At 31.6% G+C, this 24,887-nt stretch carries 20 protein-coding genes and 1 CRISPR repeat array; of the genes, 10 read left to right on the forward strand and 10 right to left on the reverse strand.

Going from position 1 to position 24,887, the window contains the following annotated elements:
* Positions 1 to 18 precede the first annotated feature (18 nt).
* The 3 genes from cas1b (at position 19) to PP176A_RS10935 (ending at position 3,313) form a co-directional block, all read left to right on the forward strand.
* Positions 19 to 1,020: a type I-B CRISPR-associated endonuclease Cas1b gene (gene cas1b / locus PP176A_RS10925; protein WP_071140509.1), complete on the forward strand. Its 1,002-nt coding sequence runs from the start codon at positions 19 to 21 to the stop codon at positions 1,018 to 1,020.
* A gap of 3 nt (positions 1,021 to 1,023) precedes the next feature.
* Positions 1,024 to 1,308: a CRISPR-associated endonuclease Cas2 gene (gene cas2 / locus PP176A_RS10930; protein ID WP_071140510.1), complete on the forward strand. Its 285-nt coding sequence runs from the start codon at positions 1,024 to 1,026 to the stop codon at positions 1,306 to 1,308.
* A 179-nt stretch (positions 1,309 to 1,487) separates the two neighbouring features.
* Positions 1,488 to 2,370: direct repeats of the CRISPR family, unit length 30 nt; unit sequence GTTGAACCTTAACATAAGATGTATTGAAAT.
* 25 nt (positions 2,371 to 2,395) lie between these two features.
* Positions 2,396 to 3,313: a ketopantoate reductase family protein gene (locus PP176A_RS10935; protein ID WP_083381920.1), complete on the forward strand. Its 918-nt coding sequence runs from the start codon at positions 2,396 to 2,398 to the stop codon at positions 3,311 to 3,313.
* A gap of 266 nt (positions 3,314 to 3,579) precedes the next feature.
* On the opposite strand, the gene PP176A_RS10940 is transcribed toward PP176A_RS10935, so the two are convergent.
* From PP176A_RS10940 to PP176A_RS10970, 7 genes are all read right to left on the reverse strand, one after another.
* Positions 3,580 to 4,629: a flavodoxin family protein gene (locus PP176A_RS10940; RefSeq protein WP_071140511.1), complete on the reverse strand. Its 1,050-nt coding sequence runs from the start codon at positions 4,627 to 4,629 to the stop codon at positions 3,580 to 3,582.
* Positions 4,626 to 5,876, reverse strand: a complete 1,251-nt coding sequence (locus PP176A_RS10945; RefSeq protein ID WP_071140512.1) for a lactate dehydrogenase — start codon at positions 5,874 to 5,876, stop codon at positions 4,626 to 4,628. The genes PP176A_RS10940 and PP176A_RS10945 overlap by 4 nt, the downstream gene beginning before the upstream one ends.
* A gap of 9 nt (positions 5,877 to 5,885) precedes the next feature.
* Positions 5,886 to 10,709, reverse strand: coding sequence for a cytidyltransferase (locus tag PP176A_RS10950; RefSeq protein WP_083381921.1), 4,824 nt, complete (start codon positions 10,707 to 10,709; stop codon positions 5,886 to 5,888).
* A 5-nt stretch (positions 10,710 to 10,714) separates the two neighbouring features.
* On the reverse strand, positions 10,715 to 11,581 hold the full coding sequence (gene sdaAA, locus PP176A_RS10955; RefSeq protein ID WP_071140514.1) for an L-serine ammonia-lyase, iron-sulfur-dependent, subunit alpha: 867 nt from the start codon (positions 11,579 to 11,581) through the stop codon (positions 10,715 to 10,717).
* Positions 11,582 to 11,585: 4 nt separating this feature from the next.
* Positions 11,586 to 12,254, reverse strand: a complete 669-nt coding sequence (gene sdaAB / locus PP176A_RS10960) for an L-serine ammonia-lyase, iron-sulfur-dependent subunit beta (protein WP_071140515.1) — start codon at positions 12,252 to 12,254, stop codon at positions 11,586 to 11,588.
* Positions 12,255 to 12,326: 72 nt separating this feature from the next.
* Entirely contained in the window at positions 12,327 to 12,971 is a 645-nt protein-coding gene (gene uppS / locus PP176A_RS10965) for a polyprenyl diphosphate synthase (RefSeq protein WP_071140516.1), read from the reverse strand.
* 161 nt (positions 12,972 to 13,132) lie between these two features.
* Entirely contained in the window at positions 13,133 to 13,531 is a 399-nt protein-coding gene (locus PP176A_RS10970) for a PspC domain-containing protein (protein WP_071140517.1), read from the reverse strand.
* Between the two features lie 153 nt (positions 13,532 to 13,684).
* Between PP176A_RS10970 and PP176A_RS10975 the strand changes: the two genes are divergently transcribed.
* The 5 genes from PP176A_RS10975 (at position 13,685) to PP176A_RS10995 (ending at position 19,735) form a co-directional block, all read left to right on the forward strand.
* The gene (locus PP176A_RS10975; protein WP_071140518.1) at positions 13,685 to 14,116 is read left to right on the forward strand and encodes an FHA domain-containing protein; all 432 of its coding nucleotides are present in this window, start codon (positions 13,685 to 13,687) and stop codon (positions 14,114 to 14,116) included.
* A 13-nt stretch (positions 14,117 to 14,129) separates the two neighbouring features.
* The gene (locus PP176A_RS10980; RefSeq protein WP_071140519.1) at positions 14,130 to 15,377 is read left to right on the forward strand and encodes an FtsW/RodA/SpoVE family cell cycle protein; all 1,248 of its coding nucleotides are present in this window, start codon (positions 14,130 to 14,132) and stop codon (positions 15,375 to 15,377) included.
* Positions 15,361 to 16,770, forward strand: a complete 1,410-nt coding sequence (locus PP176A_RS10985) for a peptidoglycan D,D-transpeptidase FtsI family protein (RefSeq protein WP_071140520.1) — start codon at positions 15,361 to 15,363, stop codon at positions 16,768 to 16,770. Before PP176A_RS10980 ends, PP176A_RS10985 begins: the two co-directional genes overlap by 17 nt.
* 40 nt (positions 16,771 to 16,810) lie before the next feature.
* Positions 16,811 to 18,607 carry an oligoendopeptidase F gene (gene pepF / locus PP176A_RS10990; protein WP_071140521.1) on the forward strand — a complete coding sequence of 599 codons (1,797 nt, stop codon included), beginning with the start codon at positions 16,811 to 16,813 and terminating at the stop codon, positions 18,605 to 18,607.
* A 294-nt stretch (positions 18,608 to 18,901) separates the two neighbouring features.
* Complete coding sequence (locus PP176A_RS10995; protein WP_071140522.1) at positions 18,902 to 19,735, forward strand: polysaccharide deacetylase family protein; 834 nt, start codon at positions 18,902 to 18,904, stop codon at positions 19,733 to 19,735.
* 86 nt (positions 19,736 to 19,821) lie between these two features.
* Here PP176A_RS10995 and PP176A_RS11000 read toward each other — a convergent pair whose 3' ends face one another.
* Complete coding sequence (locus tag PP176A_RS11000) at positions 19,822 to 20,637, reverse strand: NAD(+)/NADH kinase (protein WP_071140523.1); 816 nt, start codon at positions 20,635 to 20,637, stop codon at positions 19,822 to 19,824.
* A 106-nt stretch (positions 20,638 to 20,743) separates the two neighbouring features.
* Between PP176A_RS11000 and PP176A_RS11005 the strand changes: the two genes are divergently transcribed.
* Positions 20,744 to 21,643 carry an RluA family pseudouridine synthase gene (locus tag PP176A_RS11005; protein WP_071140524.1) on the forward strand — a complete coding sequence of 300 codons (900 nt, stop codon included), beginning with the start codon at positions 20,744 to 20,746 and terminating at the stop codon, positions 21,641 to 21,643.
* Positions 21,644 to 21,655: 12 nt separating this feature from the next.
* Here the strand turns inward: PP176A_RS11005 and PP176A_RS11010 are convergent, their stop codons facing one another.
* Positions 21,656 to 22,252: a hypothetical protein gene (locus PP176A_RS11010; RefSeq protein WP_071140525.1), complete on the reverse strand. Its 597-nt coding sequence runs from the start codon at positions 22,250 to 22,252 to the stop codon at positions 21,656 to 21,658.
* A gap of 136 nt (positions 22,253 to 22,388) precedes the next feature.
* Between PP176A_RS11010 and PP176A_RS11015 the strand changes: the two genes are divergently transcribed.
* Positions 22,389 to 22,679, forward strand: a complete 291-nt coding sequence (locus PP176A_RS11015) for a hypothetical protein (protein ID WP_071140526.1) — start codon at positions 22,389 to 22,391, stop codon at positions 22,677 to 22,679.
* A gap of 73 nt (positions 22,680 to 22,752) precedes the next feature.
* On the opposite strand, the gene PP176A_RS11020 is transcribed toward PP176A_RS11015, so the two are convergent.
* Positions 22,753 to 24,477: a carbon starvation CstA family protein gene (locus tag PP176A_RS11020; RefSeq protein WP_071140527.1), complete on the reverse strand. Its 1,725-nt coding sequence runs from the start codon at positions 24,475 to 24,477 to the stop codon at positions 22,753 to 22,755.
* Positions 24,478 to 24,887 lie beyond the last annotated feature (410 nt).

Consider the following 24,887-nt stretch of genomic DNA (forward strand, 5'->3'; position numbering starts at 1 on the left):
AAAAGGAGGAAAATACCATTGGGTAAGCATACAAGATATATTATGTCTATGGGAGAATTGAGCAGAAAGGATAATTCCATTCTTTTTCGAAATGAAAAGGGAAATAATTATATACCTGTTGAAGATACAAGAGAAATATATTGTTTAAATGAAATAAGTATGAATACAAAGTTTTTAGATTTTGCTTCAAGGGCGGGAATAGTCATTCATATTTTTAATTATTACGGAAATTACAGCGGAAGTTATTATCCTAAAGAATATTTAGTAAGCGGAAATCTTACCATCAAGCAGGCAGAAACATTTTTATATAAGAGGGAGGGGATAGCAAAAGCTATTGTATTAGGTATCGCAGAAAATATATATGAAGTTTTATATCATTATTATAAACATGGCAAAAAAGAGTTGAAGGAATTTTTATATTGGCTGAAAGAGGATATCCCGAATTTTTTAGATAAGGATTTGGACATCAAGCATATTTTGTTCATTGAAGGACAGATATGGATGAAGTTTTATGATAGTTTTAAATATTTCCTTCCTGAGGATTTTGTAATGAACAAAAGAGTAAAGAGGCCGCCGGATAATCCAATAAATGCTCTTATTTCTTTTGGAAATTCAATATTTTATAGCAGAACTATAACCCAGATATATAATACTCATTTAAATCAAACCATAAGCTTTTTACATGAACCGAGGGAAAGCAGATTTTCTTTAAGTTTAGATTTATCTGAGGTATTTAAACCTGTTGTGGTTTATAAGAGTATATTTGAGTTAGTAAATAATAGAAAAATACAGGTTGATAAACATTTTGTAAAAAAATTCAATTACTGCTTACTTAATGATTCAGGTAAAAAAATATTTATTGAATCTATCGAAAACCGATTCAATAATGTATTTGAACATAAAATATTAAAACGTAAAATCAGTTATGAAACTGCGATTAAACTTGATGGGTACAAGCTTATAAAATATTGTATGGAAGGGAAAAAGTTTAAACCCTTTAGTTTGAAGGAGATGATGTAAGCGGTGAAGATATCCAATTATAACTATGCTTTTCTTTTTTATGATGTAAATGAAAAGAGAGTAAACAAAGTATTTAAAGTTTGTAAAAAATATTTTAAACACCATCAAAAATCTGTTTTTAGAGGGAATATAACACCATCAAATTTAATCAAGTTAACTGCAGAACTAAAGAAAATTATAAATTCCAAGGAAGATTTCATATCGATCATTAAGTTAATGAATGAAGACAGTTTTGACGAAGAAACCATAGGGACCAATTATAATGACAGTGAATCATTAATCTTATGATTTTTCCCAACCTGATTTTCAAGTTTATATAATTCCAGGTATTGAAAAATGAATATTTTGTGAATATAATATATGTATAAATAAAATTATAAAAATCGGTTGGGAAAATAAATATAAAGTTGAGGAAATAGCAGTCGTTGAGAGATTTTATATAAATGATGAACGTGTAATTTGATGTAGTTGAACCTTAACATAAGATGTATTGAAATAGTCGATGCAAGCTGGTTATTCCTAAAAAAGATGAGTTGAACCTTAACATAAGATGTATTGAAATTTAGCAGATACACCAGCCCTCTTATATGCAGATTCGTTGAACCTTAACATAAGATGTATTGAAATCGCCATCGCCATTTATATCAACTTCGGCTATACAAGTTGAACCTTAACATAAGATGTATTGAAATGACAGAAAACGGGGAAATAGTGGAGGGAATAACAAGTTGAACCTTAACATAAGATGTATTGAAATTCACACAGCTGAAATATTGTTACGGCGGTGATATAGTTGAACCTTAACATAAGATGTATTGAAATGCATATGAATTGAAGGTTTCCATTTTAAATATTCTTGTTGAACCTTAACATAAGATGTATTGAAATATTGATTAATAATGCCAATATGATGTTTGGGGGTTGGTTGAACCTTAACATAAGATGTATTGAAATATTAACTCTTTTGCTTCTTCCTGAGTTAAATCTATGGTTGAACCTTAACATAAGATGTATTGAAATTAAATATTGCCAACAATTTCTATCTCGTAATTTTGAATGTTGAACCTTAACATAAGATGTATTGAAATCTACTCATTCTTGCTCATCCTCCTCTAATTCAATTGTTGAACCTTAACATAAGATGTATTGAAATAATGTATCCTTGTTTGTATAGCCACGGTTGATATAGTTGAACCTTAACATAAGATGTATTGAAATCCGGTACTGCTAACTACTTCGCCGATTTTATCCATTGTTGAACCTTAACATAAGATGTATTGAAATTTCCAACTTGTATAGGCATGGGTTTTCTTAATTTAAGTTGAACCTTAACATAAGATGTGCTTATATTTATAAATATGAGGAGTGAACTATTGTGAAAATAAAAAATGTTGCAATGATTGGGATGGGGGCAATTGGAACTGTATATGGTAGTTTTCTTTATAAAAAATATGGTTCGGATTTTGCTGTGATAGCAGGGGAAAAGCGAAATATAAAGCTTAAGTCGAAAGGAATTACTCTAAATAACAATACATTTTATCCTTTGGTGTTATCACCTGATAAAAAAGATATTAAATATGATCTGATAATTTTTTGCGTAAAAAATTATCAGCTTGATAAAGCAATCGATGATGTACATAATTTTATAGGTGAAAACACGATAATACTCACCATTCTTAACGGAATTACTGCCAGAGACAGAATATTGTCAGCATATCCGGATAATAAAGTTCTTTATGGCCTGTCTACGCATATGAATGCTGTGAGAACACCTGAAGGTGTTTTTAGTACAGAGTATGGAGAAATTCAATTCGGATATGGTGACAATACAGTAATTGCACCGGAAGTACAAGCTGTGCAAGAATTATTAAATGAAGCGGGAATTAAAAATAAAGTTTTTCCTGACATGATAAGAGCAATGTGGAAAAAGTTTATGCTGAATGTTGGAGTAAATCAGGTGACCGCAATTACCAAAGCATCATACGAAAAGGTGGCGAGTGTTAAAACAAATCTTATCCTGTACAAAGAGGCTATGATGGAAGTGCTGAAAGTCGCCCAAGCATCGGGTGTTGATTTGAGAGAAAAAGATGTTGAAGAACTTATGGCGTCAATAACAAGCCGGCTTTCTGCTAAGGAGAAAACTTCTATGTTGCAGGATGTTGAGGCAAAACGTAAAACGGAAGTCGATTATTTTTCAGGACTTGTTGTTGAAATGGGGGAAAAGCTTAGTATACCAACACCTGTAAATCATGTCCTTTACTGTCTTATTAAGTCTATTGAAGAACTATATTAACATTAACAGACTTTTATTATATCAGAATAAAAATTTTTTGGCTATACATAGAAAAATAATCTGTCCCCATCCCTAAATATATTGGTTTTAACATAAAGCAATACGGAAGAGATGGCATAGAAATGCAAAAAAGACAAATGAAACGTCCGAGACCACTGATAAAGTCGTTATTTTTAAAAATTACTCCAGCAAAAATGTGGATTTGTGGATATAAAAAATTAAAAAATCGGACTTTTTCACTGGTCCCGAAACGTCCCCATGTCCTCCTATTTTTTTATTTCTTTCATTATGTTTTCGGCAAACCATTTTGCTTTTTCTTCGATGTTGGGCACATCTTTTATGGAATCTTTATTATTGGCCGTAGCCATTAAAGAGAAATACGGAGGCAGCCTGAAAGTCTTGTTTAGATTTAAACTGCTTATAATTTGCTTAGCCACAATATCGCTTCCTGAATATCCTGATACAATTATGGAGAACAAAGTTTTATCATAAAATTTTGTTCTCCTGAAAAGTGCGGTTAGTCTGTTAATAACAGCCATTATATTAGCCGAAACGGAGTCATTATAATTAGGACAGATGAATACCACTGCGTTTGATTGAAGAAGAGCGGGATAGACCTCTTCAACTATTATTCCCCCATAAAAGCAGCTTACTTGCTGGCCGTAATGTTTACAAGTTTTATAAGGACAACCTTTGCAGTCATATATTGTTCCGTTTCCTATGTGAATTTCTCTTATTTTACATGAATTTAAATTTCTTTTAACCATGTTCCAAAGAAGAAGACTGTTGGAAGTTCTCCAGTTACTGGAGTAAATTATTAATATTTTAGGATTTTTTATAGGGCTGATATTGTCTTTGAAAAACCTTTGTCCCAATTCATAGCAAGAATTTAGGCAAATATTTTCCAAAGAATCATTATATATACTTTTCATAGGAATAAAATTTTCTAAATTTCCTGTTGCTTCAACTAAAGGCCTTCCTATAAATCTTAAACCTAATTGATTTCCGTGGAATATTATATTCTGAGCAGCACTCCTTGTATACAATTCCGTATTACTATGGGTTAAAACTATTCCCTGGAAGCCAAATAGGGAGGAGTTCCCCATAGAATATAGTTTAGAAAATATATTTGAAAGATTATTGCTAAATCCTATATTATTGACTTCAAGAGCAAATATGATCTTTCCCTGCCTTAATGATGAAACATGGTTTTCATCATTGATTATAACGGGATCTCTATCCTGAATAACGGCTTGAATCATCTTTTCCAACATAAAGGAAGGCTTTTCGGGAATAATTAAAAATAAATCATTCATATTATTTTCACTAACCTTTCATAAGCGGATTTAATCTTACTAAACAGAGGTTCAGGTAAATTTAATTTTTCTACTTCAATATTATTGTTTATGAGCCTGCATTTTGCTCCGATATAAGCTCCACCCATATAAGTTGAACCGTAAAACCAATCTCCACTCATTGTTGATAACAGAGATAGTGCACCTGAAGACAAACTGGGAGCAATATATGGCTTATATCCCAAACTTCTTATTTTTAAATTGGCATTCTTTGTTTTTTCCGTTAATAGATTAGACAGATTTTCATTATAATTTTTGATGCTGTCCGCTACTATTAATCCTTCTCCATGAGGGCCAAAAACTCTTCCTTCATTTAAAAAATGTTTTGTTTTTTCGTCCATTTCGGCATAAAAAGCTGCTCTTCCGTTCATAACGCCCAGCCCGTATCCGATGACTTTATCGGCAGGAATTCCTTCAAAATCTAAATTTCCATATTCATCCTTATTGCTTTCAAGAAATGCTTTTTTGCATAGAAGGTCTACGGGATCTGATATTACAGCAAATATACCCTTAAAATGTTTTTTCCGTGCCATATAGGCATATTCTTTTATAATGGCTGAATTGCCGTTGAATTGAACCATTCTGACGTCGCCCGCTTTGCTGTTTGTGGGAGGCACACCTTTTGATGCACAAAATACAAACATGTCACAATCAAATAAACTCTCTATATCTATTCCTTTGACCATAGGAAATTTTTCGTTAGAAAAGGCTTTCCGCACCTGGTTCATTTCATATTCCCATCTTATTTTATTATTTTCGTTTCTGTCACATATTCCTATTTTTTCGATAAGTTCTCCTCCTAAAAGTTTCAAACCGATAAGCAGAGTACTTCCTACATCTCCTAAGGCTAAGATATTCACCTTCCATTTGTTATGACTTTTTTCCTCTAATAATTCGGACCAATGGGGATAATTTGTATTAATTGAAATTATATTTCCGTTATAGATATCTTTTATAAGCCATTCAGGCAGAGAATACTCTTTTTCTTCTTTAATGTCGAGTATTATATCGATATCTTCCCTTTCTGATAAAATAAAATCAGGATGGGAAAGGGAAAAGCTTCTCCTTGAGTAGAGAGGATCAGATTTTTTCAAATAGTAATATTTATTTTTATTTGCTATAAATTCATCAAGGGAAACCTTTTTAAACATACTATACTCATAAGTTGAAAATAAGTATTTATTTTTATACTTATAATAATTAAACATTAAAATCTCCTACCTTTTAAAGATATTTTTTAACCTGTTCAAATGTTCTAAGTCCCTTTTAACATATACTGAAGGACTAAGATTCATATCATAATCCATATTAATCCCTATATCTGGGCATCTGGGTGTCTGTATTACTTCTTTTAACCTTTTTAATGTTAAGTTTTTCTTATTTATATCTTGATAAACTTCTTCAACTTTTTCAAGAATTTCATAAGTATTTTTAAGGCAAACTTCCGACAGATTATATATATTATCCTTTGATGTGTTCTTAATAAAATTCGGAGAAACATAAGGTAAAATTAAATTAATGCTTGGTATCAGATTTTTATCCAATCTGTTTTTTATTTGAACCATATCTCCTCCTAAGAAAGGATATTGAGCACTTTCATTAAACCACAGCTTAAGATTCGGGATAAAATAAGCGCAACTTACATTTAGATTTCTCATATCCGCTATTTCTTTTCCTCTTCCGGATAATATACCTACAATGATTTTTTCAATCTTAATATTTGAACCTCTGACTAATGGTTCCAGCACCTTGATTCGATATCCCTTATGGAGTAGGTCATCTACAAGAATTAAAGGTTTGTTAAAAGAACGGAGTACTTTTATTTGATTTTCCAGACTTAAATAGTTAGGAAAAGCACTTATAGAAAAATTTTTTATATCAGAGTCAAATATTTTTTCAGTATGGATAGTTTTTGTTATAGTATTTGGTAAAATACATCCGTTAAGAATAGAACCAAAAGGTGCGCATATACAGGGACCTGATTGCCTGGACTGTTGGGATGCCGAAGAAACTTTATTTGTATCACATATTTGTTGTATTAACTTACTGTATATCATATCCTTACTGAAAGAAAGAAGCAGTTCCCCAGGATATAAATTTACAATTGCTTTTTTTAATTCATTTCTTTTTTCTTCTATGACTTTGTTTATGTCTTTGTTTTCCCTGAAGATTTCCTTTAAAGAGTCCTCTATGTCTAAATCTAATGTTGAGGGATTATTCATGTCTACCATAAATATAGGTTTCCCGTTATAGGAACGAACGGATTTTGCAAAACCCAAAAGAGGAAGAATATTTTCAACCATTTTCTGCCATTGAGTATTATTCTTATATATACAGTAGTTATAATCATCTGAAACGAGAAAAGCTAAAGTTTCGTTAAGGATAGTTTCTATGAGGACTTTACTATTGTTTTTAGCGTATATTCCATCTAATACGACAATTCTGCCCTTGGCGTTTTTTCTTATTTCTTCAGTTAAATTGCTGTTCTGAAATTCATCGAATATCATACTGCTTTTTAACCAGTGATACAAAGAAAAAGCTAAAACATTTTTGTTTTCCGAATCTTTTATAACAAGAACTCTTGTTTCAGATTTATTTTTTATATTTTCCAAGAATGTGATATCAATATTTTTCCCAATAGAACGAATTATATCTTCAATAAGGGATTCACCCAAGGATTCATATACTTTCACTTCAAAGGTTTTCTGCTGCACTAATGTCTTGTATTGAGGTTCTTTTACATAAAGGCCTAATTTAAATATATATTGTTCTGCCACGGAATCTATTAATTTTGAAATATCCCTGTTTTTGTCAATACTTTCCCTTATCTTGGTAGAGCTTATGTCTTCGTATTGAGGAGGAAGAGAAAGCCTTACAACATGCCCCTTAATCTTTTTTATTTTTTCTTCCAATATTGAACTTTGATTTTCCTCAGAGATATAAGTCTCCCTGTTGAATATTATATGGGGAAATTTGTGTATCGGGCTGTTGTTTTTATAAGATGAAGCATTAAGTATAACGTCTGAACCAATAACTATATAGACATCAGAATCGGGAAACAAATTTTTAAGCTTATTTAAGTCCTTACTATTATTGAGACCTATGGGAATTTCTGATGGAAATAAATAAATATCCAATTCTTGAGCAATAGACATTCGCATTATATTTATTCTGAAAGAGTGAGGCTGAGTTCTCTTTGACCAAGAAAATTCATCTACAGCCAGATAAACTTCAAAGCCCATATCTCTGATTTCCATGGCAATTTCCTTATGACTGAGGGTGAAGGGATCAAAGGTACCGGGAAAAAATGCAATATTTTTCTTCCTTTTCAGGTCTATTTCACCATAATTAAATTCATAATCCGATATAAACCTGTATATATAATTTAAGGAAGCGGAATTGTTCAAGAATAGGAACTCGTTTTCTTCTCTCTTTGTTAAAAGAGTAAGGATTTTTTTGGATACTAACAGAAATATATCGTGTTTTTCATTTAAAGTTAACTTTGAAGAACCGAAGATATCCGTTCCCAGGACTCTGAAAGCATAAGTACTTATTTCAGGATTAAAATTAGCCATTTCCATTAATAATATTCCCAGGAGCCTTTTCAATCTTTTTCTGTTTACTTTTGTTTCCTCTTTAAAATTATTCCCGTAACTTTTATAATTTTCAATTGCAACTCCTACGGTCTTTAACAATAAAATAGCGATTTGAACGTTGGACTTCTTTATTTCTATTTCCATATCATCAATAAGTTCGTCTAATTCTATTGGTCTTAAGTATAAAATTATTCGGCCTAAATATTCCGGTATATATTTTGTGAATTGATAGCTTTGCATTTCGAGAGCTCTGGATAATTCAATAACTATATCATTTCGTTGGTCGAGAGTGAGAAAGTTAAAAATTTTGATCAGGGTTTCTCCCGCATAATTTCTTACCCTTTCAACAGCGCTTACTTTAAGAAGATTGCAAAAATGCATGGCAGTATGGAGGCCGTTAGGATCAGATGATTTCATCAATTCTTCATATAGAATATCAATGTTTATTTTTTTATTTATCCAAGAAGTAGCGGTTTTTAAATTGTTGAAAAATATATCCGACATGATATCCTTATGGCGAGCGTAGGAATTTTTATAAGTGTTGATGATATTATCTCTTAATGCTAACTTATCAGCTATTTTTACTCTCAAAAAATCTTCGGCTATAGAGGAAGAGGGCGCATAGTTTTCTTCCATATATTCTTTTAAAGCCGGTATAAATTTATTATCATTTTTCAAATAAGGAGATAAATCTTTGATAGAATCCCAAGCCTGAAGTCTTATCTCGAAATTTGGAGATTTTATTTGCTCGATTATATATTTAGAAATTTGTGAAAGCTCGGTTCTGTTTAAACTTTCAAATGGAATATATTCTACGGTTTGAAGAAGATAAAATTGCTGAGTCTCCGATAAAATCAAATAGTTATTATAATATGATATCAATACATCCGCATAGGATTCATACTTACTTTTATGACAATGCAAAAATAACGAATTTATAACATTCTTAATATTATAAAGCCATTCTTCCTGAAAATCCTGAATTTTATGTTCCGGAAATAATATTAATTTTATAGCATTGTTTAATATATCTGAACTTTTAAGCTCAAAAGTATCATTATTTACAGATTTGGGAGTTTCTTTTCGATATTCTTCGTCATAGGAGCCGATTAAAATTCCTATGAGCTGAGCAGCTTCTTTTCTTATGGCTTCTTCCTTATGAAGAAGTAAATCATATAAGAAATAGAGAGTCTTAATCTTTTGTTCCTGAGTCAGATAAGTGGAATATTCGTAGAAAATTTGCAAATAAGTACTGAGTTTTTGCCAGTTGTATTCGCTTCTGGCAGATTCAAGGATATTGTTAAATGATTGATTGTTCATAAGTTTATTCATTAAGAAAATATTATGCTCAATAGAAAAATATTTTAAATTCTCTACGATTTCTTTTTCCTGCATCAGCGAAAACAGTTTAGGTTCAGGTTTTTTAAAGTTCTTCTTAGCCGTCTCGGTATTAACTCCCAGACTTTTCATGAAGTTTTCAAAATCCTTAAGCTTTGAATAAACTTTCCTGTATCTTTTCTCTTTTTTTTCATCGACATTATCCAATTTATTCAAAATTACATCAAAGGCTTCATCTAAAGTGTATATATGTATATGATTAACTCCATCTGTATTTTTGCTTTTTACCCTGAAATCGGAATATATGAGTATCAAAGATTCTACGGGGAGATTTTCTAATTCCAAATCCCAGGTAGAATGATTTGTTGCTATATGGCCTATGGTATTTATGGAAAATTGTTTGAACCATTCATCCGTATAATAATAATGAAGGTAAGCTACCCTTTTTTCTTCTCCTTCTTTCAGTCCGTATTTTCCTATATCATGGCCTATACTTGCTCCCGCTATTATTCCAAGATCTAAAGGTATCTCAAGATTTTTTAACTGTCTTGATAAATATAAACTTAAATTATTTACACCGGCAATATGTTCTATAGTGTTATGTCCGGTGATACACTGGTCCAATTTCATTAATTCATAAATCCAATTTTTAAAAAATATTTCCTTAAAGTGAAAATATTCAGGATTTTTAATATTTTCCTCTTCCTCTTTGGTCAAAAAAGAAACAGGATATTTGTGAAGAAAACTTTTTTTATTGTAAGATATCTCATATTTACAGAATTCCCTTAAAATATAAAGATAAGCAGAAATCCAATTATCATAAGAGTGATTAAAATCAATATTTATTTTTTGAGGAAATGACTTATATAAGATCCAATCATATATGTATTTAAGGCATTCCTCTTTATCAAAGGAAAAGTGATCTTTGATATAATCCCAAAATAGGTCCAATAAAGATGAAGGATCAACGGAAAAATTAGCTAAGGAACGATTTAAGCTTCTCTTAAAAGAATCGGCTTTAATATATTCCAATAATTCATCTTTTCCATCAATATCAGATTGTTGGTTTATTATGTTGAACATGGAATTATAAACTTCCTCATACATGATTACTATAATAACCTCCTTTTTAATTCCTCTCCTGTGGGAGTGGCAGCCAATCCTCCCAGGGCAGTTTCTTTAAGAGAAGTGGGGAGCTCCCTTCCTACTTTATACATAGCATCGACAACTTCATCAAAAGGAACAATACAGTCAACTCCTGATAAAGACAAATCGGCAGATAAAAACGCATTTATAACTCCGGATGCATTGCGAATGATACATGGAAATTCTACCAAACCGGCTATGGGATCACACACAAGTCCCATTACGTTTATCAGAGAAAAACTTGCTGCATTTAAACACTGCTGTGGAGTTCCGCCGAGCATTTCGACTATTCCGGCTCCCGCCATAGCACTTGCTGTTCCGCATTCTGCTTGACAGCCCCCGTAAGCCCCTGAAATAGTAGCGTTTTTTGCGATTATTTCTCCGATTCCTGCCGCAGTAAACAAACCATTTATCATATCTTCCTCCTTAAGATTAAATTTTTCTTTTACGGTAATTATAGCTCCGGGGAGTATTCCGGAAGCGCCGGCAGTAGGAGCGGCTACAATTTGTCCCATAGATGCGTTTACTTCAGATGTAGATAAGGCCCTTGCCATTGCAGAAATAATAGTATCTCCGCATATGGTTTTTCCGGCATTTTTATATTCTTCTACCTTTTTTGCATATCCTCCTGTAAGACCGCTTATGGAGTTTATTTTTTTATTCAATCCTGATGAAGAAGAACTTATCATTATATTTAAAATTTTTTTCATTTCATTTTTTAATTCTTCACCGGATATATTTGAAGAAGAACATTCTTTTAAAATGACAATTTCATATATTTTTTTATTTTGTTCCTTACATAACTTAAGAAGCTCTTTTCCGTTGTTAAACATTACTTTACCTCCTAACCGGATTTATAATATTTCCGTATATTATTTCTTCACCTGCGGATATTTCATCTAATATTTTCTTATCCATAAAATTGTCGGTTTCAACGATCATAGTAGCATTTTTATCGAATCTTGAAACCTTCATATTTGCAATATTAATATTATTATATGCAAGTATAGTACCCACTTTACTTATTACTCCCTTTTTATCAGGATATTCTAATATAAGGGTAGGTGATTCTCCGGTGAGTTCAACTTTGTTTCCGTTTATATCAGTGATTAATATACTTCCTCCTCCTATGGATGAACCTATTATATAAAAATCCCTTTTATTGTCTTTATGAAATACTATTTTGACAGTATTAGGATGTTCATAACCTAAATCAGTTTCGTAAAAGTTAAATTCAATTCCCTTTTCTTTTGCTATAATAAAAGAATCTTTTAGTTTCTCGGAAGAGGGTTCCATGCCAAGTATTCCGGCGACCAGCGCTTTATCTGTACCATGGCCTTTATATGTTTTAGCGAAAGAGCCGTGCAAATAGAAATCTACTTTATCAAAATCATCTCCATAGATTTCTTCCGAGGTTTTTCCTAATTTTGCTGCTCCTGCCGTATGAGAACTGGAAGGTCCAATCATTATAGGACCTAATATATCAAAAATACCGTATTCTTTCATCTTTAACACCTCTTTTATGATTTAATTTTAACATTAGAAGTAAAAGATATCAATAAAAAAAAGAGGATAAGCCTATCCTCCCAGAGTAATATCCTGTTTATCATACCATTCCAATGCATTATAGAAATGTTTTGGAGTGAATTCGGGCCAGTATTCATCTATTATATATAAGTCTGAATAAACAGACTGCAAAGGTAAGAATCCGCTCAATCGTCTTCTTCCTCCCCATCGAATAATCAGATCTATTCTTGATATTTCTCTTGATCTAATCAAATCCATCATATTTTTATCTTTTTCGTTAGAGGCAAAACAATCATTTAGATCCCATTGCCAACCGTAATTAACTAAAAAATTTATTTTTGTTTTTCCATTTCCAAAAGTTTGCCTTTTAATTGTATAGGGAATTAATTCCCGAGGAAACATGGGAGATTCCGTATTGCCAACTATGAAGAGGGAAGCATTTTCTTTCGACAACATTTTTACTGCATCAATGCAGGCTTGAGTAAAAGCTACTCTTTGAAATTTAGGCCTTTTTGTATTATCAGTGGTAAATCCGTAGTAAGTGATTTCATTTATTCCCTCTTTTTCGCATAATTTGAAGAGTTCCAATCCTGGCTTTAATCCCATGTTATATCCCTTTTCCTTTGTCATTCCATTTTTTACTGCCCATCTTCTATTTCCGTCCGGAATAATACCGATATGATTTGGTATCCTCATTAATATCTATCCTCTCTTAATATTATATTTTTATCTATTATTTCCATATTCTAATAATTAAATTCTTTTTTCTTCTTATAGTCAACAGGAAAGTCTCATTTTTTCTTAATATAAGCCGAAGATAAATAAATTTCAGAAAAAGGTAGATATGCTTATATTTATTATTGTTTTCTTTGAGTATATATAATATATATTCCTGCAATAATCAATAATATAGGCCAATATCTGCCTATATTAAACCATTTGGCAGTGAACCAAGGAAATAATTTTTTGATAAGCATAAAAGAACCAAAGATTATTAAAACAATTCCTATAAACGAGGAATTATTCTTAAAAGTATTGTCATCATCATCACCATAATAAATAACATCGCTGTCCCCTTGGGGAATAACCAGAGCGCATATAAAATAAGCAATAATAGCAAAACCGGCTGTAACGAAAGCGAGTATAATCCACAACAATCGCATTATAGATGGATCTACGTTGAAGTATTCACCCAATCCGCCGCAAACGCCGCTTATTATTTTATTATCTTTGGAACGATAAATTTTTCTTGCCATATCAATTCCCCCTTATTTTCATTTTATTATTATATTTTATCAGATATAATAATAAAAGTGAATTTAATATAATTTATTAATACCCTTTATTCACAATATATTATCATTGTGGTAACATTATATTTAAGAAAATGATTATATGGAGGATAAATTATGTATAATATCTTATCTTTAGTATTTAAATATCTTTTCATTTTTGTTATTTATTTTTTTATGATAAACATTATTAGGCTTATTTATTTAGATATTAAAGGAATAAACATGACTACATTTGATAAAAATACTTATTTAAAACTTATAAACAGGAAAGAGGCCTTGCCGTTTAAAGTAAAAGAATATTATTCTGTTGATGACGGAGTTTCAATTGGAAGGGGAAATCAAAACAATATAGTTATTAAAGATCAATATATCTCAAAACAGCATCTGAAAATTGTAAAAGATGAAGATGAATATTATCTGGAAGATTTGAACAGTGCTAATGGCAGTTTTGTTAACGGGCAAAGGGTTATGGATGTAATAAGAATTAAAAACGGAGATAGAATAAATTTAGGGCAAGTGGAATTCTTATTTGTAAATAAGGATTAATGGGGTGAAGAAAATGTTTGATAAACTTGTAAGTTATAAAGTTCCGAGAAATTTTTTGGTTCTGTTTGATTTGATGGCATTGCTTCTTCTTTTTATATATGAGAAGGAGAATTTAGATGCATTTACTATGATTTCAGCTATATCCATGGTATTTATAATATATATATCAAATTTTATTCTTATAAAGATATCTACGGGAGACAATTATATATTTCTTATTGCTACTATGCTTATAAGTATAGGGACAGTAATGATATACAGAATAAATCCTGAAATAGGAATAAGACAAGTGATATGGGTTAGTATGGGAGTGTTCGCTTTTTTCCTGTCTTATATTATGACTAAAAAAATTAAAAGATTGAATAAGCGGATGAAATTATATTTAGGTATTTCATTAGGACTTTTCATAATAACCCTTGTATTCGGAAGAAATATAAATGGAGCCACCAACTGGATTAAGGTAGGAGGATTTAATTTCCAACCGTCGGAAGTTATAAAGCTACTTTTTATATTTTTCCTTGCCTCTTATTATTCCAATATAGAAAAATATAAGAAGAATTATAGAAATGGTTATTATGTAATTTTGGTAGTTTATATATTTATTGGTTTTTTATTCATGCAAAGAGATTTAGGAATGGCTGCGTTGTTTTACTTAATCTTTCTTGGAATACAATACGTATATGAAGATAATAGGAAACTGATATTGTATAATGTTCTTTTTTCTTTGGTGGGAATAGTCCTTGGTTATACTTTGTTTGACCATGTGAGAATAAGAATTGCAACTTGGCTTGACCCGTGGAAGTACATTGACAATAAGGGGTACCAGATTACTCAATCTCTGTTTGCTATAGCAAGTGGGGGATTTTTTGGAACTGGAATTGGACTTGGACACCCGGATTTTATTCCGGCGGTTCATACGGACTTTATTTTCTCCGCAATATGTGAGGAAATGGGTGTATTTACCGGCATGGCAATAATCATGCTGTTTCTTATACTTGTATACAGAGGGTTCAAGATTGCTTTCAGCCAGGATGATAAATTTTTTCAGATAGTGGCCTTTGGGATAAGTATATTATTTGGATTTCAATCATTTATAATATTCGGCGGGGTTATGAAGCTCATACCTTTAACAGGGATTACATTGCCTTTTGTAAGCTATGGGGGAAGTTCTCTCTTGTCCAGTTTTATTGCTTTGGGGGTACTTCAGGTAGCATCAGAAGAAATAGAACAGGAGGAAGTAGAAGATGAAAAAAGAGCTTAAAAGAATGATAAGAGTATTTGTGTCAGTATGTATTTTATTTGTAAGCTTGATTGTATACTTAAGCTATTTTCAGATTGCTGATGCTAAAGATATTAAAAATAACAGTTACAATAAAAGATTATGGATAGACGAAGAAAGTATATTAAGGGGAATGATACTTGACAGAAATGGGAAGATATTAGCTTATAGCAAGAAAACGGGCGAAGAAGAAATTGCTAAAAGATATTATAACTATGGCAGTTTATATAGTCATATTATAGGTTACAGTTATAGAGAATATGGAAAATCAGGCCTTGAAGCCACATATAATAATGAATTGTTGAATCTAAAAGATAATGCAGCCTTAAATGAGATTCAAAAGATGATTAAACCGAATGGGGAAGGCAATTCGATAAAACTTACCGTTGATCATCATATTCAGGAATATGCCAAAAGCCTTCTCAAAGGTAAGAAAGGCTCTGTAATAGTTATGAATCCCAAAACCGGAGAAATATATGCTATGGTCAGCCTGCCTGATTTTGATGTTTCTACTTTAAGAGAGAATTGGAAAACTATTGTTGAAAACCCTGACAGTCCATTTTTGAATAGAGCTACTATGGGACTTTATGAGCCGGGTTCTACCTTTAAAGTTTTAACCTCGATAGCTGCCTTGGAAAATTTTGATGAGGATAAAGTAATTGATTGTAAAGGTTCGGTTAAAATAGACGGCTACACATTTAAGGATTATAACGGAAAGGGTCATGGAAGAGTAGATCTTCAAGAAGCATTGGTTGAATCCTGTAATGTCTATTTTACCCAGATCGGAGTGGAAATTGGGAAAAATAAACTTGGAGAAGTGGCAGAAGACTTTTTTATTAATAAAAGTATTCCTTTTGATTTGTCGGTTAAGAAGTCAAGTTTTCCGTTTAGAGAAAATATTTCTACGACCGAATTGGCTGCTTCAAGTATAGGTCAGGGAAAGGTAAGAGTGACTCCTTTAAATATGGTTATGATAGCCTCGGGAATTGCTAACGGAGGAAATATCGTTAAACCTACTTTGGTTAAAGAGGTAATTTCTCCTGAGGGAAAAGTAATAAAAAGTATTGAACCTCAAATTCTTTCCCAAGGAGTAGATGGATTTACCGCCAATAAAGTAAAGAATATGATGGTAGAGGTAGTTAAAAGAGGAACCGGGACCAGAGCTCAAATTAAAAATATGAGGGTTGCTGGTAAAACCGGAACTGCCGAAAATTCTACAGGGAAAACTCATTCTTGGTTTATAGGATTTGCTCCTGCAGACGATGCTAAAGTGGCTGTAGTTGTATTACTTGAAAGTGATGGCTCTACCGGAGGAAAAAATGCTGCACCTATTGCTCAAAAACTAATGGTTGAAACTATGAATACCATTAATTAATAAATTATAAATATTAATTTATAAGGGGAGGTAACATTATATGGGAAAAATTAAATTGCAGGAAAGAGAAGAAATTCCTGTAGAATATACTTGGGATTTAGAGTCCATGTATAAAAACGAAAAAGAATGGGAGAAGGACTGTGAAAAAGTCAAAAATCTATCGGAGGACATTTTTAATTATAAAGGGAAAATTTTAAGCAGCAGTAAAGTGCTTTTAGAAGTCCTGAAAAAAAGAGATGAATTATATAGGATTGTTTCCAAAATATTTTCTTATGGGAATATGAAATTGGATGAAGACAGCAGAAAGAGCAAATCCCAGATTTTGTATAATAAAGGGTTAGGTTTATATGTGTATGCTCAAGAAAAGACATCTTTTATAGTTCCGGAGATACTTTCCGCTGAGAAAGACGAGTTGAAGGGATTGTTAAAAGAAGAAGGACTATGTTTATATAAACAATATTTTGACGATATATTCAGAAGCAAGAAACATGTTCTTTCTACTGAAGAAGAAACCTTATTGGCTCAAATGGGTGAAATCGCAGACTCCCCTGAAAATATTTTTTCGATGATGAGCAATGCCGATATTAAATTTCCGGTTATAAAGGATGAAGAAGGGAAAGATGTAGAGATAACACATGGAAATTTTATACCGTTGTTAGAAAGTAAAGACAGAAATGTAAGAAAAGCAGCTTTTGAAGGATTATACACTACGTATAATAAATTTAACAATACTTTTGCTGCAATGCTAAACGGGAATGTAAAAAAGAATATATTTTTCGGTAAGGTAAGAAAATATCCCTCGAGTTTGTCTGCTTCTTTAGACCAGAACAATGTAGCTGTTGATGTTTACGATAATTTAATTAAATCCGTTCATAATAATCTTAAATTCATGTATAAATATATTGACATAAGAAAGAAAGCATTGAATGTAGATGAACTTCATATGTACGATTTATATACTCCCATAGTTAAAAATATAGATATAGAGATTCCCTATGAAGAAGGAAAGGACATAGTGTTAAAAGGCCTTGAACCCTTAGGAAGCGAATACAGAGACATTGTGAAGAAGGGATTTAAAGACAGATGGATAGATGTATATGAAAACAGAGGCAAGAGAAGCGGAGGATATTCCGGCGGGTCCTATGATTCAAAACCATATATCCTCTTAAATTATAAGGATACGCTGAATGATGTGTTTACTCTTGCTCATGAGATGGGCCATTCGCTGCACAGCTATTTTTCGAGGGAAAATCAGCCCTTTATCTATGGAAATTACAGCATATTTGTAGCGGAAGTAGCTTCTACATGTAATGAAGCTTTGCTTATGAATTATTTGCTTAATAATACCCACGAAAAGGAGAAAAAGTTATATTTGCTGAATCATTATATGGAACAATTCAGAACTACACTTTATAGACAGACCATGTTTGCGGAATTTGAGAAAATTATATATGAAGAAGTGGAAAAGAGCGGCTCATTGACAGGAGAATATCTGAATAAGACATACAAGGAATTAAACGAAAAATATTATGGCCCAGGGATAGTGGTTGATGATTTAATTGCAAACGAATGGGAGAGGATACCTCATTTTTATTATAACTTTTATGTGTTCCAGTATGCTACCGGATTTTCTGCTGCCATATATTTATCACAGATGATTCTTAAAGAAGGCAAATCCGGGGTGGATAGATATTTGAGGTTTTTAAAAAGCGGAAGCTCGGATTATCCGATTAATGTATTGAAAAATGCAGGAGTGGATATGACGACAGAGGAACCGGTAAATAATGCCTTAGCGTTGTTCGGAAAATTAGTTGACGAGATAGATGAATTGATATAGATAAAAGGATAGGATGGTGAAAAGCAAGCCGTCCTATTTTTTTATGAATTACAGAGAATGATGAAAATATAGTCGGATCGGTAAAAACCTTAATTTTGGGATCCTTACAAAATTGTCAAGAAATTGTAAAGGTTTTATAAGATTTATCTGATATAATGTGTGTGAGGAGATGGGAAAACAAAGCTAAGTAGTGGAGAGATAATTATAAAAGGGGATCATCATATTGAAGTGATTTTAAAATAAGGAATTCTTAGAAACCGTATAATAATTAAATACGAAAGGGATAATGTAGTGATGAAAAAATTAGTATATATAGTTTTAATTCTGATATTATTAACATCAGCAATTATAGTTACTGAAGATGGAACAGCGAAAGCTGTTATGTTGAAGAAAAAAGATAATATTATACCTATACTTATGTATCATCATGTAGTAAAAGAAGGCAATAAAACAAACAAGATAACTTTAACTACTGGAAGGTTTAGAGAAGATATGGAGTATTTAAAGAAAAAAGGTTATGTTACTATATCTTTTAAAGAATTAATTGATTGTTATGAAGGCAAAACAAAATTTCCTAAAAAGCCTATATTGATAACACTTGATGATGGTTATGAGGATAATTATAAAAATGCTTACCCCATATTAAAGAAAAATAATATGAAGGCTACTATGTTTGTAATAGGTTCGAGAGTTGGAATAACCAATTTCAATAATGATAGTAGATATTCCTATTTTTCTTGGGGTCAAGCTAAAAAGATGTACCAATCCGGTCTTATAGAGATACAGCCTCATTCCTATGATCTTCATAATTATAAATATAATTCTAAACATGGACAAGGCGTACTGCCAGAGAATGGAGAAAATAAAAAAGAATACTATAATAGATTTTTGAAAGATACAGAAAAAGTAACGAAACTCATTAAAGCCCATGTAGGATGTAAATCTTACGTTTATGCTTACCCATATGGTAAATATACCTCAACGAATGAGGAAGTACTAAAAAGGCTAAACTTTAAAGTTACTCTTACAACTAAGAGTAAATATGCGGATATATCTAATGGACTATATGGATTAAAAAGAATAAATGTGCCTGATCGTAAGAAACTTAAGGAGTTGCTCTTATATTGACTATGTTATCATATTTAGAATTATTTAAATAGGTTTCGAAAAAAGGCTTCTTTAGCATATTAATGCTTTAGTGGAAGCCTTTTTTATTATAAGAACTTGCTCTTTAAGTTGTTCCAATACATATCCTTATCAAAATTTAATTTATATATCTTTTTTTTGGACATTGTAAGGTTTATTTCCGTGATATTGTCGTATCTGTTTTCAACTCCGTCATTCATTATAAGAATGGAATTTTCATATTTAAATTCGGGTTTTACGGTTATAGTCATGTTTCCCGGAATTACCGTGCTGTTGGGAAGCGAACGATAAGCCTTAGAACTTATGGGAGATAAAGGAGTTATTTGTAGCGCTTTCAATAAAGGATAAACTATACTTCCTCCACTCGAAAAGTTATATGCGGTACTTCCCATGGGAGTGGAAATTATTATACCGTCTCCGCTAAACATTTCCAAATGATTATTATCGATAAAAATTTCTAAATGAACTACTTTTGAAGCTGTTCCCTTTACAACAATTTCATTAATTCCAAGCAATTTAATAATTTTTTTATCTATTAAAATCTTAGATTCTATCAAATATATTTTTTCGGTAAAATATTCCTTCTTCATATATTTTTCAATGAAAGTATCAATGTCCTCCGGAAGTATTTCCTGATAAAATCCAAGGTGACCTGTATTTACGCCTATAAATGGGATATTAGGGAAATTGTATTTATGTACGGATCTTAAAAAAGCCCCGTCTCCGCCTATGCATATATTTAATTCCGCCTGAGAATTATAATCTTCAGAAACCAAGAAACCATTTTCATTAAGTTTAATTTTTAAAAGGTTAAAAACTTTTTTTGAATCCAGATTGTCGTTATAGAGGATATTAATCCGTCTGCCCTTTTCAAATTTTTTCAAAGGAATACCTCCCTAAAATATGATTCTGTAAAAGTAAAAAAAATTTGATATAATAAATATAATTATATTATACAATAAAACTATCAATAATTGGAGGATTTATTAAATGAAGTTTTTTCATGAAAGTGACAGTGTAGTTTTATTTCCGGTGGAAGAGAATGGGTTAACCATAGACGATGTCCTTATTAAAAATCAAATATCCGTAAGATTGATGAGAAAGTTAAAAAAGGAAAAAAGAATAATATTTAACAATAAATTTTCACAGAAAAATGAGAAGGTCAAAATAGGAGATGTGGTAGGAATATTTATGGAAGATGAAATCGATAATATTGAACCGGAAGATATACCCTTAGATATAATATATGAAGACTTTGACTTACTCATTATAAATAAACGTCCGCATATTGTAGTCCATCCTACTCCTAAATGTATAAGCGGTACCCTTGCCAATGGAATCAGTAGTTATTACATGAAAAAGGATATACATAAAAAAATTAGATTTGTAAACAGATTAGATATGGACACTTCAGGTATAATAATAGTTGGGAAAAATCCCTTTGCTCATCAGCAAATGGCTTTACAACTTGAAAATGATATGATTGAAAAGAAATATTTAGCGGTGGTAGAGGGAATTGTAAAAGAAGATGAAGGGACAATAGATATTCCCATTGGCAAAGAAGAGAAGGATATACTGAATAAAGTTATGAATAACGGAAAAAGATCAATTTCAAAATATAAGGTTTTAAAAAGATATAGGGAAAGCACATTTTTGGAAGTTCAGATACTTACAGGTAAAAATCATCAGATAAGAGTGCATATGAATTATATAGGGCATCCTATTATCGGAGATTCCCTTTATTATAAAAGAAGTTCATTTATAGACAGACAGGCACTTCATGCTTGGTCAATAAAATTCAGCCATCCCAGATACAAAAATATTGTGGAATTTAAGGCTCCGCTTCCCGAAGACATGAAATATTTAATTGAGAAACTTAAAATGAATTAAATGACTTTAATATTATTTATCTTCGGAGGAATCCTTTTTTTGAGTATCCAATGTTTGCATTAACTCAAACATTTTAACCATTTGCGTAATCTTCTTCTTCTCTTTTTCATCTCTTCCTTCCAGCATAACCTCTATTATTTTTTCAAGGCTATTGGAATTGTTGATACCATCGGGATTTGATAAGAAAGTTTTCAATACGGAGGCCAATTTTTTGTATTTATCGATATTTAATATTAATTCCATTCCATTTCCTATTTCTTTTGCATCATCGTAAGAGACTTCCCTTTTTAGAGTAGATAATATGTAATTAATTCTTTCGTTTTTGTTATTAACATCCGCAACTTTAATATCATAGAAATTATCTTCTTTTTTTATAAACTCAACTGTTTCATAAACTTTTACTATTTTTTCCGTAATAAAAAGAGATTTATTAATGGCTGGGATCATGTCAGGTGGAAAATAGGGACTAATTTTTTTCAAGATCTTGATTTTTTTATGAGTGGAAGAAATATTTAGGGAAAAAGAATCCTGAAGATTTGTTTTATTGAAATCATTTTTATTCCCTTTCAGAAACATTAAAAGAACTAATAAAATTAACAGTTCATCCAATATAATTCCCTCCTTATTGAAAAGGATCACTTTAATATATTATGCAGATGAAAACAGAATGTTTACTATTATTTATATGTAATATCCGTAGATATTCCTTCATAAGATTAGAGTATAAAATATGGGAGGAATGAAGATGGAAAGTAATGAAGATTTAAAGAATATAATTGAACAAATGAAAGATACGAGTCCTACAGAAGAGCAGATAAACCAAATTAGAGATATGGCTGAAGATTACTCAGATAAATCTGAAGATGAAATATTCTTTGAAATAATAAAGATTAATAAACAAATGAAGGAGACAATGGGAGAGGATGAATATAATAAACTTATTGAAAAGCTCAATAATATAAGACCTTTATTAGATGCCGAACAGAGAGAAAAACTGGATATGGTATTGAAAACTATAAAGAAGGGTAATCAGTAACGAAATTAAATAAAAGGACTAAGGTGAGATTTGTATTTTAAATAAATCTTCTTAGTCCTTTTATATTAAGAACTTATGAGGCTTTCTGAGCTTTTAGTTTTTTTGGAACAATTATGAGTGCGTTATATGTTTCAACTGCAACAAGGACTGAAAGTATGATTAATATCATTGAAACAATCGGTATTGACGGGTGCCCCTGCCCTTTGACCCATCCGTTAATTACATCTCTGACTAATGCCCAATTTGACATTATGAACATTATTGAAGCAGGTATGAAGGAAACAAGCCATGCCTTCGATTTACTATTTGTTTTGAAGAGCCATACCGTAACACCAATTAAGGCAAGTGCAGCTAAAAGTTGGTTTGATGCGCCGAATGTATTCCAGAATGTTTTCCATGCGGGTATAGCATTACCGTTTGCATCAACCATTGTTTGGAATATAAAGAAAATAGGGATGCCGGCTGTAAGCAATGTGCCTATAATTTTACCTTTTAAATCTTTCCAACCGGTAAGTTCCTGTATAATGTAACGGCCAAGTCGTGTACATACATCCAATGTATCATAAACAAATGTAGTAAAGGCCATAAGTCCAAAACTTACGCCGTAAACTCCCGGGATACCTATAAGTTCCAAGAAGCTGCCTATTCCTGATGCATAAATAAAGTTTGGCGCTTTTGAAACCATAGGAGAATCCTTAGATAGGATCATGAGACAAGCAAGAGAAACTACTGCAACCATACCTTCAAGTAACATTGCCCCGTATCCTATAGGTTTAGCATCACTTTCTTTTGCCAACTGCTTAGAAGTTGTACCGGATGAAACAAGAGAATGGAATCCGGAACAAGCACCACAGGCTATGGTAATAAATAATACGGGAAACATTGGGAACCAGAAGCCGCTACCAATACTGCCGTCTGCAGCAAGATTTGTAAAAGCGGGGAATTGTATGTGGTATCCGCCAAAGATTATACCGATTGCAGCAGCAATAAGGGATGCATAAAGGAAATATCCTCCTATAGCACCACGAGGTTGTAAAACTAACCACATTGGTAAAATAGATGCGATGAAACAATAAATTAAAATAAGAACTCCCCATACTTTTTGCTGAAGAAGGATATCAGCAATTGGCAATGAAATCGGTATATAACGCCCTGCCCAAATTGCAACTCCAACAAGAGGAAGGAATATTAAAAGCGCGATATTTTCTTTAAGCTTGGTATATTTCATTAGAAGTCCCATAATTATTGGCAGAATAAGATAAAGAATGGATGAAGCTGCAATTGCGGCACCTGCAACTTGTTCTCCCGATTCAAGTTCTACGGTACCTACAAATGAACTCGCAGTAATATCTGTAAACGCAACAATAATATATACGAGAGTTATCCATATAAAAAGCATAAAAAGCAACCATGCCCGTTTTGAAACATTCGTTCTGATTACTTCAGCAATTGATCGTGCTTTATGCCTTACAGATGCTACAAGAGTACCCATATCGTGAACGCCGCCAATAAAGATTGTACCTATAAGGATCCACAGAAGGGCGGGAACCCAGCCGAATATAGTACCTGCAAGAATAGGACCGTTTATGGGACCTGCTGCTGCTATAGCCGAGAAATGCTGGCCCATAAGCATACTCTTTTTTATAGGGACATAATCTTGTCCGTCGTTTAATTCAACTGCCGGTGTTTTGATTGAATCGTCTAATTTAAAAATTTTATTTGCCAAGAACTTTCCGTAGGTAATATATGCTATATAGAAAATAATAGCTGCTCCAACAACAACGATTAATATATTCAAAATACTCACCTCTCTCAATTAATTTTTATAACCCATAGGGAAATCATGTTTTTCCTTACATAAATGGGTTTCAAAAAAAGACTTCCTTAATAATTGTGCATATTCTAAATTTTGATATTGAAATATAGTAGTGAAAATATTAACATAGAAAAATATATTATAAATCACCATTTAAGAAAATTAATTTTAAATATGTTATAATGAAAAGTAATGTCTGTTTATACTTATTAGAATAGGATTATTTCTGTTAAAGAAAAATAATTTCTAAGATAGTTAGATTTTAAAGTGGTGTCAAAATATATAGAAGAGTATATATAATGGTATAGTTGTTTAGTTATAATATATTGATATTACATATTGGTACTAATTTCAAGACAACGATTTCCTATCCTCCGAATATTAAAGCTGGA

This window comes from Sporanaerobacter sp. PP17-6a, assembly GCF_900095615.1.
GTDB classification, from domain to species: Bacteria; Bacillota; Clostridia; order Tissierellales; family Acidilutibacteraceae; genus Acidilutibacter; species Acidilutibacter cellobiosedens.

Coding starts and splice junctions, on each gene's coding strand:
- PP176A_RS10940 (WP_071140511.1), bottom strand. CDS start 4,629: ATGAATGATTTATTTTTAATTATTCCCGAAAAGCCTTCCTTTATGTTG.
- PP176A_RS10945 (WP_071140512.1), bottom strand. CDS start 5,876: ATGTTTAATTATTATAAGTATAAAAATAAATACTTATTTTCAACTTAT.
- PP176A_RS10950 (WP_083381921.1), bottom strand. CDS start 10,709: ATGTATGAGGAAGTTTATAATTCCATGTTCAACATAATAAACCAACAA.
- sdaAA (WP_071140514.1), bottom strand. CDS start 11,581: ATGTTTAACAACGGAAAAGAGCTTCTTAAGTTATGTAAGGAACAAAAT.
- sdaAB (WP_071140515.1), bottom strand. CDS start 12,254: ATGAAAGAATACGGTATTTTTGATATATTAGGTCCTATAATGATTGGA.
- uppS (WP_071140516.1), bottom strand. CDS start 12,971: ATGAGGATACCAAATCATATCGGTATTATTCCGGACGGAAATAGAAGA.
- PP176A_RS10970 (WP_071140517.1), bottom strand. CDS start 13,531: ATGGCAAGAAAAATTTATCGTTCCAAAGATAATAAAATAATAAGCGGC.
- PP176A_RS10975 (WP_071140518.1), top strand. CDS start 13,685: ATGTATAATATCTTATCTTTAGTATTTAAATATCTTTTCATTTTTGTT.
- PP176A_RS10980 (WP_071140519.1), top strand. CDS start 14,130: ATGTTTGATAAACTTGTAAGTTATAAAGTTCCGAGAAATTTTTTGGTT.
- PP176A_RS10985 (WP_071140520.1), top strand. CDS start 15,361: ATGAAAAAAGAGCTTAAAAGAATGATAAGAGTATTTGTGTCAGTATGT.
- pepF (WP_071140521.1), top strand. CDS start 16,811: ATGGGAAAAATTAAATTGCAGGAAAGAGAAGAAATTCCTGTAGAATAT.
- PP176A_RS10995 (WP_071140522.1), top strand. CDS start 18,902: ATGAAAAAATTAGTATATATAGTTTTAATTCTGATATTATTAACATCA.
- PP176A_RS11005 (WP_071140524.1), top strand. CDS start 20,744: ATGAAGTTTTTTCATGAAAGTGACAGTGTAGTTTTATTTCCGGTGGAA.
- PP176A_RS11015 (WP_071140526.1), top strand. CDS start 22,389: ATGGAAAGTAATGAAGATTTAAAGAATATAATTGAACAAATGAAAGAT.